Below are 10,993 nucleotides of genomic sequence, written 5' to 3'. Positions count from 1 at the left end.
CCCGGATATCGTGGACTCATGCCGACGACCCACCTCGTGATCATCAGCGAACGCACCGCCCTGAGTTGGGTGCTCAGCGCGCAACGAATGGCGTTCCCGCCTATCCGGGCGCGTGCGGCGCAGGCCATCAACGCGGGCGACGAGGTGTTGCTGTACTCCACGCGCGGCTGCTTTGGCAGGCCCGAACGCGATCTCGGTCGCGTCTTCGGCCACGCCACCGTGGCCTCCTCGGTCCATACCCTCGCCGAACCCGTCGTCTTCGGCGAGCGGAACTTCACGGAAGGGTGCGAACTGACCATCCACGGCCTCACCCCCTTCCGGGAAGGCGTGTCGCTACGCGATCACGTGCACCAGCTCACCGTGTTCCCTGACCCAAAGTCCTGGAACATCCGTATGCGCCGAGCCTCCCTCCCTCTCCCAGAAGCCGACGCCGCTCTCCTCCGAAACGAACTCCACCCGCTCCTCAAGCCCTACGCGGAAACAGTCGAGGCGTACCGCTGGCCCCGCTGACGGAACCACCGGCACGCCTCATACATGCGTCAGCTACCAGCCGCGTACCGCACGAACCGCGCCCAGCCATCCCGCCGGACCACAAAATCGGGGCGCGCAATGTCCTTGGAGTCCCGCACGTGCACGGCCTGCCCGGTGACGGCGACCTCGACGCAGTCGTCACCCTGGCTGCCGCTGTAGCTGGACTTGAACCAGGCCAGTTCCGTCGTGCTCATAGCTCTCCTCGGAGTCGCTCCAACAGACCCCGCGAGTCCTTGGCATTGAGGGCCTGCGAGCGCAGTGTGTCATAGCGCTGGCAGAGCAGGCTCACCTCTTTCGGGTCGGAGATCAGGCGGCCGTTCTGCTGCCCTTCCGAGTACCCAAGTCGCTGCCCCTTGGGCGTCTCCAGCAGCCGGAGCGGCCCATCCAGACACGCATGCATCCCCGCCTCCAACGGCACCACCTGCAACGTCACATTCCGCGGCGCACTCAGCTCCAGCACATGATCGAACAGCCCCCGCATCCGCTCCACGTCCCCGAACCGCCGCCGGAAGACATGCTCCTCAACAATGAAGCTGAACGGCGTTGTCTGCCGCTCGAACAGCATCCGCTGCCGCTCCATCCGTTTGGCCATGAAATCCTCCAGTTGACCATCCGGCGCCACCGGCACCGTTCCCTCGAACACCGCCCGCGCATACGCCTCCGACTGCAAAAGCCCCGGCACCAACCGGCACTCATACGTACACAGACTCACCGCCACCCTCTCCAGCCTGGCCCACCGTCGGAACCACGCCGCCAACCCCGCCTCCCCCCGCGTCAGATACCGCGCCGCCTTCCGCAACGCCCCCGTGCTCCCGGTCGCCTCCTCCGCCCGCTCCACGAAGGACTCGTCCGGCATCCGCCTCCCCAACTCCACCGACTCCACGGTGTGTTTGGAAAACCGCACCCGATCCGCGAACTCCACCCTGCTCAACCCAGCGTGCTCCCGCAGGGCCTGGACGACGGCCCCGAAGGTCCGCAGACTGTCCGAGGGATCGGGTTCCCGCTCCTCCTCGCAGGCCGTCAAGTCGTCGTCGTACTCGCTCACGTCGCCATGCGTCATCCGCGGCCACCTCCTGGTGCGTACGTGCCGTATTGCATCCCCGCGATCGACAGGACCCAGAGTGACGGCAAGATCGCCGCACCGTCTACCCACCGTGCCCGTACGCTGACGCACCGTACGGGCCGCACCCCTGGAGAACACGCCCGCGCGCCCGCCACCGTGGCCCCATGAAGCCGCTCACACCCCAACTCCCGGCACCCGTACGCACGTTCGCCCTGCTCCTGTCCCCCACCCGCCGCGGCGCCCGGCTGGCCCGACTGCTCACCACCGAGCAGCTCCGCACTTGGGATACGCCCCTCGCCGTCACAGAACGCGCCGAGCAGGTCGTCGCCGAACTCGCCGCCAACGCGGCCCTACACGGCCGGGTCCCGGGCCGTGACTTCCGCCTGGCGCTCACGCTCGACACCGTGGCCGGCACCCTCCGCATCGCGGTCAGCGACGCGCGGGGCGACCACATTCCCGTACTCACCACGGCGGCCGATCCGGAGGAGGCGGAATCAGGCCGCGGCCTCCTCATCGTCACCGCGCTCGCCGACCATTGGGGCACAGAGCCGCACCCGCCCGGCGGCAAGACCGTCTGGGCGGAACTCGAAGACCGCCCCGCCGACTCCCACGATCACCGTTGATCGAGAAAAGTCCCCAGTTTCACTGCCTCGCACCGCTCCTGAAGCGTTATGGTCGCCTCGCATGCGCCGGCGAACGGGTGGGGTGGTCCGGCGCGCGAGTGACCGACGGGGGCAGCGGTGGGCGACGACGCAACGTCGGGCGCGGACAACGTCCGTGGCCTCTTCGACGACTTCGGGGCATTCAGGACCCCGACCACCGACGACTTCACGGACGTCCTCACAGGCGGCCTCGTCGCCCCGTACGCCAATGTCCTGCTGAACCTCTACCGGTACACGGGACAGGCACGGACCGACCTTCTCCAGGCTCTCGGCGCGCTGGACGACCGGCTCTGGGTGCCCCACCAGGTGCTCGTGGAGTTCTGGCGGAACCGCGAAGGCACCATCGGTGACGCGCGGTCGACGGGGACGAAGGCCGCGGAAGACATGGCCGGGCATGGGGCTCAGGCGGTGAAAACCTTGCGCACCTGGGCCAACCATGTCGCCCTGCCCGACGGGGAGTTCGACAGGCTCCGCACGCAGCTCTCCGAGGTGTTCGACGACGTCCAGGACACGATCGTCAACGTCGGTGAGGGTGAATGGCAGAACATCACGCCCGACACGAGCACCGATCCGGTGATCGCCCGCCTGGAGCCCGCGCTGGCAGGGCGCGTCGGAGCCCGCCTCAGTCCGGAAGATCACGAGAAGGCCGTGAAGGAAGGGATGCGCCGGGTCGAGAAGCGCATTCCCCCGGGCTACATGGACCGGAGCAAGGACGGAGACGGGGCGTCGGGCGACTTCCTCGTCTGGGAGCAGATCCTCCGGGGGGCCGCTCGCCGCAAGTGCGACGTGTTGTTCGTGACCGCGGACGGCAAGGAGGACTGGTGGCGCAAGGAGCGGGGCTTCAGTCGCGGGCCCCGGCCGGAACTCACCGCGGAGCTCAAGGCCCGTGGCGGCGGTCGGCTCCTGATGCTCACTCCCAAGCGCTTCCTCGAAGTCGCCGCACCGATTCTGAAGTTCAACCTCCGGGAAGGGTCGGTCGAGGACATCGAACGGGTCGAGCGGATCGGGACGGAGGACAAGCACGGCGGCTGGTCGGCCGTGGCGCTCGGCGAGCTCTTCGACCGCCTGGCGTACGAGGGCTACCAGAACCGTGTCGACGTCATCAGGTACGCCGCCGAGATGAACGGCTTCGCGAGCGCCCTGAGTGTCTACGAGATCTGCGACTACGACGACGACCGCACCCTCAGAGGCTTCACCCGCCCCGTCAAGCGCATCACCGGCCAGCTCCGTCAGCTCGGAAAGATCCCCGAGTCGGCGGTCTCCGTCCTGGAAACCCGCTACGAGCCGGGCGAGATGAAGGCTTCCGGATTCTCCGTCGACCCTCTTCTGGTGCCCCTGGTCAACGAGCTGGCGGACGACGCCGAGGACTGACATGCCGTTCGAGGACGAGGACACCCGCAAGGTCCAGACCGCCGTCATCGGCCAGGCCGATTCCGACTGGCCCGTCTTCCTGCCGTACGACCACGACGACTTCGACCGCTTCATGCGTGGCCGAACCCGCGACGACTTCTACTGTGGCGTCCTGCTCGGTGGCTGCGGCAGGAAGCTGACTCCGAAGCGGTACACGGAGAAGAAGTGCCACTTCGCGCACCGGCCTCCGGTGCACTGCCGCCGCACGGAGACCGGTGAGGCCAGCGCCGACCACCTGTACATCGGACAGGCGCTACGGCGCTGGCTGCTGCGGCAGGGGTACCAGGACGCCGAAGTGACGTATCTGGAACCCGGCTCGGTCCACGGTGGAGCCGTCGAGGTCCGGTTCGGCCAGGGTCGATCCCGGCTCGTCCGGGTCCAGTTGGCCCGCCTCACCCTCCGCGAATGGCAGGAGACCCGCGAACGCCTCGCCGACCGGCACACCCACGTCCACTGGGCTTACGGCCCCTACTGCGGGCTCTCGCACAACGAGGTGGACGCCGCCGGGTATGCATTGCGCGTCTCTTGCCGAACGGAGCGCGAGACTCGTGAGGTGTACGTCGGCACGCAGTACCCGGACAACAGCCTCGCGTGGTCGGGAATCACCGAGTGCCACATGTCGGACGACGGGATCATCACACCTCGCCTCGAAGCCGAACCGCCTGCGAGCAGCACTCCCGTGCCCATCCCTACGCCCGTGGCCTTCCCTCTCGCTCCGGGCACTGTCGCCTTCACCGCTGCGACCGAACTCCCGGCACCGCGCCCCCACCTCGACGGCACCGCCATCCGTCTCTACGAGGCCGAAGTCCAGCCGATCGGCTCGGCCGTCGTCCGCGCGCGGATCTCCCTGCCGCACGCTCACCCTGCCCCGCCTCCTCACCAACTCCACGTCATCTACTCCTCCGCCCACCTCGTACCGCTCACCGAAGTGGCCCCCTCCGAGCCCGCCTGGCTCATACGCGCCGACGGCGCCTCACCCCTGCCCCAGCAGACCGACGCTCGCTGGCCGGGACTGCGCCCGGGATCCCCGCCACCCGCGCCGCCCCCGCCAACCCTCACGCCGAACGAGCCGTCCGCCTCAACACGCCGCTCCCTCCCCCTCGATGAGGCCGAGACGGTCCACGTCCTCCGCTCAAGGCTCGACATCGTCGCCCGCGCTCACGACCTCATCGACTGGGAGACCCTCCTGAGCCACGCGGGAGCGGCACCCGGCGACATCACACTGGAAGAACGCGTCCGCCTTCTCACCGCGGTGGACCACCCCCGAGCCGTCGGCAAGCCCGTACTGTCGGCCCTCGTCACATCTGCCATCGAGCCGGACGCGCCCGCCCCGCACTTCGCCAAAGTCCTCGCCGGCCTCGGCTGGAGATCGGACCTGTCCGAGTCGAGGGTGACGGAGATCTGGGAGCGCGAGCGAAAAACCGCCTACACCCTCGCCCTCGCGGGGCCGACACCCGCACGGGAGCAGCCCTCGACCGGCCCGCCGAAGACGGAAACCGGCAACGATCAGATACTCAACGAGGAGCGGCTCGTGGCCCGGATCCGCGAGCATCTGGAAGTCGTGGCTCGGAGCCACGGCATCATCAAGTGGTCAACCCTGCTCAAGAAGCAGCGCGTCTCGCCGTCCACGTTGTCGGATCAGGACCGTGTCCGGCTGCTGGTCGCCGTGGACCGGTCGTACGCTCCCGGTCGCCGCATGCTGTCGGCCCTGGTGAAGGCGGACGGCCAGACCCCAGGCCCGGCCCCGTTCTTCGGCGACGTGCTGGCCCAGTTGGGCTGGAAGCCCGACGCCGCCGTTCCGACCGTGGAGGCGGCCTGGCGGGAAGCCATGGACCATGCGTACGCGCGGGGTTCGCAAGCCGTCCCCGCGACCGGGACCACCTCCGCCGACCGCGCCACCGCGGCGGACCGGGTGCGCTGGTCCAAGCTCGGGACCACCAAGGCAGCCGTGGTCGTGGCCGTGCGTCGGGCACTCATCGACGCCGCCCGACGTCAGGTCTGCGTGGGCTGGCACACGCTCGCCGCTGCCGCCGGCCTCAAGCCGACGGAACTCACAGACCGGGCCAGGGAAGCGATCCTCGTATCCGTCGACAGCCCTCCCGTCTACGGTGTGTTGCTGTCCTCCCTTGTCGTCGCCTCCGAGCACACTCCCGTCCCGTACTTCGACAGCATCCTCAAACACGTCGGACGACCCCACGGCCTGCGCCCCATCGAACTGGGTCAGCTCCGGAAGACGGAACAGGCCCGGGCGTTCGCGGCGTACAGCGCTGCCGCCGACACCACCGAGGGCTCGAAGGAACGAACGTGAGACCGAATCGTCGCCAGGCGGAAGTCTGTTGACATAGCTAACAATCCACCGTCATGCTTGAAGTGCAAACGGGGGGCACATCGGGGGGATCATGCCGTTCTTCATACCCGTCATCCTCATCGGCGTCGGCGTGGCGACCGGCGGTGGCGGTGCCGTCCTCGGCGGCAAAGGCGCCCACGACCTCAAGCGCTCGAAGGACCGGCACAAGGAGGCGAGTCGGGAGTACGAGCTACGCCGAGCCCAGACCGAGGACGCCCGGGCAGCGACGAACGCCGCGCTCGCGGCGCTGGGCGAGCAGCAAGGGCGGGCGCTTGTCGAGGTCGTCGTACGCATGGGCGACTTCCTGCGCCGTCATGAGCGACAGGTACGCGAGAGCGAGCGGTTGCTGGTGGACGGCGTCGACGTCACCGTGACCGAGATCCCCGGGCTGCGCAGCCTCGATGTCGACGCGGCGGCATGGATCGGCGGGGTTCTCGGATCCGCCGTGGCCGGAGCGGGGGCGGGCACAGGGGTCGTGGCGGCAGCCGGCAGTTTCGGAGTCGCGAGCACCGGAGCGGCGATCTCCGGTCTGTCGGGCGCCGCGGCCGAGAGCGCGCTCCTCGCCTTCCTGGGCGGTGGGTCGCTTGCATCGGGCGGCGGCGGGATGGCCCTGGGAGCCGCGGCACTCAACTTCGTCACCATCGGCCCCGGGCTGCTCGTCGGTGGACTGGTCCTCAAGGGCCAAGGCACCAAGGCGATCACCCGTGCGAGGGAGTTCGAGGCGCGAATCGCCCTGGAGGTCGCCACACTTGACGCGACGGACGCTCATCTCAAGGGCGTCGACGCCCGCGCCGCAGAGCTGCGTGGGCTCCTCACGGACCTCACCTCCCGAGCCCTTCAGGCACTGGAGCTTCTGGAGTCCGAGCCGTTCGATCCGCCGAGGCACGCCGCGCGCTTCCAGCGGGCCATGGCTCTGGTCATGGCGGTCCGCGACGTGGCGGCGACTCCGATCGTCGACGCCGAAGGCATGGTCGAGGAACGCAGCGCGAACCTCACCATCAGGTATAGACCCTTGATCGAGGAGACTCAGGATGGCTGACCAACCCAAGGTGCATGTCGGCAAAGTCGTCAACGCGGCCAGGGGCTCCGTCCGGGCGATGGACGGCTTCGCCGCGCTGAACCAGATCGTCGAAGCCGCGCGCGAGTGCATCCACATCCACGAGGTCGAGAGCACCAAGAGAGCCCGGCTCGAGACCTACGAGGCCACAGAGGTCGCTCGGATCCGGGCCGCCGAATCCGTCCTCAAGGACTACTTCACACAGGCATTCGCGGAACGACGCACCGTCTTCGAGGAAATGTTCACCCGCCTCGACAGGGCACTCGACGAGGGCAACGGCGAGGTCCTGCACACGGTCGTGCGCGGAATCGTCGACATCGCCAAGACTTCACCGCTCGCGGATGTCGGAGATCTCTCCCAGATCCGGGCGGCGCTGGACGACCCGGATCAAGTATGGGAGCTGTAGCCCCAACAACTTGAGACGTGACACTGGCGTTTGCCGCTTGCGCTGACATGGGCATTCTGTATGGGTCTGATCACCTGTGTGGACGCAGCCTTGGGGGGCAGGCCGATGTCACGAGGGGACGTCTGGACAGGAAAGGGCACCGCCGGACCGGTCGCGGACCTCGTCGCCCGGTTCGGCCAGGAGGTCAGGGCCAAGCTGCAAGGTCCCGCCGGGGCCGTCAGCAGCAAGGAGGAGAGCCTCACCGCGCCGGTGGAGCAACTGCTGCGCGGCATGGCGTGGCGGCAACGTCTCAAGCTCATCGCTCATGGCCAGAGCCGTGTCAAAGAACTCGGGATTCGGCCTGACTTCGCCATCGCCTGCGGCGGCAGAACCATCGGGCACGTCGAGCTGAAGCAGCCGGGCAGAGGGGTGGATCCGGAGAAGTGGTCCGTGAAGCACCACGACCGGAAGCAGTGGGAGAAGATCAAGGCGCTCCACAACGTCCTGTACACCGACGGGTACAGGTGGGCGGTCTACCGTTTCGGCGTCCAAGTCGGCCCTACCGGCGAGCTCGTTGGAGACCTGGAGTCCGGCAATCGCCAACTCGTCGTCGCGGACGGCGGGTTCGAACGCGCTCTCACGTACTTCTTCACACCGGCACCCATCACCCACGGCAGCATCGATGAACTGGTCAGGCGCATCGCGGGACTCTGCGCCCTGCTGCGCGACGAGGTCACCGAACGTCTCACCCGCGAGGATCACGGAGAGGCCGAGGCAGCGTTCTCGATCCTGGCCGGGAACTGGAAGGACCTGCTCTTCCCCGACGCCCGCCCGGAGGAGTTCGCGGACCATTACAGCCAGACGCTGACCTTCGCCATCCTGCTGGCCCGCCTTGAGCGCATCGACCTGAACAAGCTCTCCCTCCCCGATGTCGCGATCCGATTAGGGAAGCGGCACTCCTTGATGGGCAAGGCACTGGCGGTACTGACGGACGAGGCCCTCATCGATCTGCAGGGCATCATCGACCCGCTCATCGACGTCATATCGGCCGTCGACCCCGACATGTTCAAGGACGAGTCCGGAGACGCCTACCTCCACCTCTACGAGGGCTTCCTGAACGCCTACGACCCGGAACTGCGACGGCGAACAGGGACGTACTACACACCCGGCGAGGTCGTCCGCTTCATGGTCGGTTTCACGGACGAGATACTGCGAGACCGGCTCGGCCAGGAGGACGGGTACGGAAGCGAGGACGTCACCGTGGTCGACCCGGCCATGGGCACCGGGACCTTCCTCATCAACATCATCGACCACGTCGCCAAGCACCTGTCACTGAAGTACCGCGGGCCTCTGAAGTCCGGACTCCTCCGGGATCTTTCAGGCCGGCTCGTCGGTCTGGAGAAACAGACCGGGCCGTACGCGGTGGCCGAACTCCGTGTGCACCACGCCTTCCAGTCCCACGACGCCGATGTCACGGGCCGCCCGCCGAGGCTTCTGGTGGCGGACACACTCGACGACCCCTCCGTCGAGCACCACCTGGGCCTGATGTACGAGGCGATCGCCCGTCACCGCCGTATGGCGAACAGGATCAAGGCGGACGAGAAGGTCATGGTCGTCATCGGCAATCCGCCCTACCTGCGGGGTGCCAGACAGTCGGGCGTCGGACGTTGGGTCACCGAGGGCAACCCCAACGACCAGGGCCCGATCCTCGCCCGCTTCCATCCCGAGGACAACGGACGCGTCGGATACGCACTCGACAACCTCTACGTCTACTTCTGGGCATGGTCCACCTGGAAGGTCTTCGACCAGCTGACGGCTGCGGGCGCGCCGAAGGCGCCCAGCGGGGTCGTCGCCCTCATCACCAACTCCGGGTTCCTGGACAGTGAGGGCGCCGCCGGCATGCGCCACTACCTGCGCGAGGCCGCCGACGAGGGCTGGATCATCGGCCTCTCCCCCGAGGGCGCCTACTCCGACACGCGCACCCGTGTCTTCCAGGGCGTCAAGCGGGAGATCTGCATCGCCGTGTTCGTCCGCCATGGCGCCCCGGACTCGGGTACACCGGCGCGAGTCTGGCGACTCGACGTCCCGGCGGGCACACGCGAGGAGAAGTTCGACTGGCTGGAAGGGCTTGGCCTCGACGGCCATCGCAACGGGACCTCCTGGCAACTCTGCCCCACACAGTGGACCGCGCCTTTTCACGTCACGTCCGACTCCGAGTGGTCGGCAATGCCCCCGGTGGACGCCCTGCTGCCCTGGACGAGTTCCGGCAACAAGAACAACCGTAACTGGCCTGTCTCACCCAGCCGGGACGTCCTGGAGAGCCGGTGGCGCAGGCTCGTCCAAGCCCCGGCGCAGGACAAGGCCGCACTGCTGAAATCCACCAGAGACCGCCATCCGGACAAGCCGGAACCACCGCTGCCCGGGCAGCAGGAAAGGGACAGCCTCGCTACGGAGAAGGAGACGGTGCCGGTCATCGTTCCCTATGGCCGGATGACCTTCGACAGGCAGTACATCATCGCGGACAGGCGAGTGATCGACTTTCCACGACCGGCCTTGTGGTTCGCGCACAACGATCGACGCCAGATCTACCTCTCCGAGCTCCATACCGAGTCGGGACGCGTCGGCCCAGCGGTCGGGTTCACCGCGCTCCTTCCCGACATGCACCACTTCAAAGGAACCGAAGGCGGCCGCGTCGCCCCTCTCTACCGCCACCCCCACCAGGCTGAACCAAACGTGACCCCTGGCCTGCTGCGGTTGCTCACCAAAACGCACGGCGTGCCGGTCACCGCCGAGGACCTCTTCGCGTACATCGCGGGAACAGCCGGCCACAGCGGCTACACCCGCCTCTTCGCCGCGAACCTCGCCGAGCGGGGTGCACGTATCCCTATGACGCGCGACCCGGCTCTATGGGCGGAAGTCGTGGAGGTGGGCAGGCGCACGGTGTGGATCCACACGTACGGCCAGCGCTTCGCCTCCCACCACGACAGTTCGCCTGGATCGATCCCGAGGCTCCCCCCGGAGGAACAACCGGAATGCGTCGTCATGATCGGAGAGGGCGACGGTTTACCCGAGGACATCTCCTACGACGCGGCCACGCGAACCCTCACGGTGGGCACGGGCTGCATACGTCCGGTGGCGCCGGAAGTCTGGGACTACCGGATCGGCGGGGTGCAGGTGATCCGCAAGTGGTTCAGCTTCCGCAAGCGCAAGCCGGACGTGGAACGACAGACCCCGTTGAACGACATCCTGCCTGCGACCTGGCCTGACCGGTGGACCGTCGACCTGTTGGCCCTCATCAACGCGCTCGGGCTTCTCGTCGCCCTCGAACCCCGGCAGGCCCGGCTTTTGGACGCTGTGAGCAAGGGGCCGCTCATCACCACCGACGACCTCCGGGACGAGGGCATCCTGCCCATACCTGCATACGCGTCCAAGGAACCGAAGCCACCACGGCTGTCCCGGCGCAGCCCTGGGCCTGGTCAGGAGAGCCTCGACTTCCCGAACTGACCCAGGACCGTTCCCTCAAGGGCCAGTCGAAGGG

The 10,993-nt window shown here is 67.8% G+C and carries 9 protein-coding genes; 7 read left to right on the top strand and 2 right to left on the bottom strand.

From position 1 onward, the window contains the following. Positions 1–18: 18 nt before the first annotated feature. Positions 19–510 carry a hypothetical protein gene (locus tag AQJ84_RS06890; RefSeq protein ID WP_030037718.1) on the top strand — a complete coding sequence of 164 codons (492 nt, stop codon included), beginning with the start codon at positions 19–21 and terminating at the stop codon, positions 508–510. 29 nt (positions 511–539) lie between these two features. Here the strand turns inward: AQJ84_RS06890 and AQJ84_RS06885 are convergent, their stop codons facing one another. Together AQJ84_RS06885 and AQJ84_RS06880 are read right to left on the bottom strand one after the other, a co-directional pair. After that, positions 540–725 (bottom strand): DUF397 domain-containing protein, encoded by a 186-nt coding sequence (locus tag AQJ84_RS06885; protein ID WP_030037719.1) that lies wholly within the window; start codon positions 723–725, stop codon positions 540–542. Beyond that, entirely contained in the window at positions 722–1,591 is an 870-nt protein-coding gene (locus tag AQJ84_RS06880; protein ID WP_030037720.1) for a helix-turn-helix domain-containing protein, read from the bottom strand. Before AQJ84_RS06880 ends, AQJ84_RS06885 begins: the two co-directional genes overlap by 4 nt. A 167-nt stretch (positions 1,592–1,758) precedes the next feature. Between AQJ84_RS06880 and AQJ84_RS06875 the strand changes: the two genes are divergently transcribed. The 6 genes from AQJ84_RS06875 to AQJ84_RS06850 all read left to right on the top strand — a co-directional run bounded on the left by AQJ84_RS06875 (position 1,759) and on the right by AQJ84_RS06850 (position 10,959). Next, positions 1,759–2,217, top strand: coding sequence for an ATP-binding protein (locus tag AQJ84_RS06875; RefSeq protein ID WP_037801858.1), 459 nt, complete (start codon positions 1,759–1,761; stop codon positions 2,215–2,217). A 117-nt stretch (positions 2,218–2,334) separates the two neighbouring features. After that, the gene (locus AQJ84_RS06870; protein ID WP_030037722.1) at positions 2,335–3,627 is read left to right on the top strand and encodes a PIN-like domain-containing protein; all 1,293 of its coding nucleotides are present in this window, start codon (positions 2,335–2,337) and stop codon (positions 3,625–3,627) included. Position 3,628: 1 nt separating this feature from the next. Continuing rightward, positions 3,629–5,974, top strand: coding sequence for a competence protein CoiA family protein (locus AQJ84_RS06865; protein WP_053191614.1), 2,346 nt, complete (start codon positions 3,629–3,631; stop codon positions 5,972–5,974). Positions 5,975–6,065: 91 nt separating this feature from the next. Then, complete coding sequence (locus tag AQJ84_RS06860; RefSeq protein WP_030037725.1) at positions 6,066–7,052, top strand: hypothetical protein; 987 nt, start codon at positions 6,066–6,068, stop codon at positions 7,050–7,052. Further along, the gene (locus tag AQJ84_RS06855; protein ID WP_030037726.1) at positions 7,045–7,476 is read left to right on the top strand and encodes a hypothetical protein; all 432 of its coding nucleotides are present in this window, start codon (positions 7,045–7,047) and stop codon (positions 7,474–7,476) included. Before AQJ84_RS06860 ends, AQJ84_RS06855 begins: the two co-directional genes overlap by 8 nt. 105 nt (positions 7,477–7,581) lie before the next feature. Further along, positions 7,582–10,959, top strand: coding sequence for a type ISP restriction/modification enzyme (locus AQJ84_RS06850; RefSeq protein ID WP_053191612.1), 3,378 nt, complete (start codon positions 7,582–7,584; stop codon positions 10,957–10,959). Positions 10,960–10,993: the final 34 nt, after the last annotated feature.

The sequence above is a fragment of the Streptomyces resistomycificus genome, from assembly GCF_001514265.1.
Classification (GTDB): domain Bacteria; phylum Actinomycetota; class Actinomycetes; order Streptomycetales; family Streptomycetaceae; genus Streptomyces; species Streptomyces resistomycificus.
This window is presented reverse-complemented; position numbering and strand designations above follow the sequence as displayed.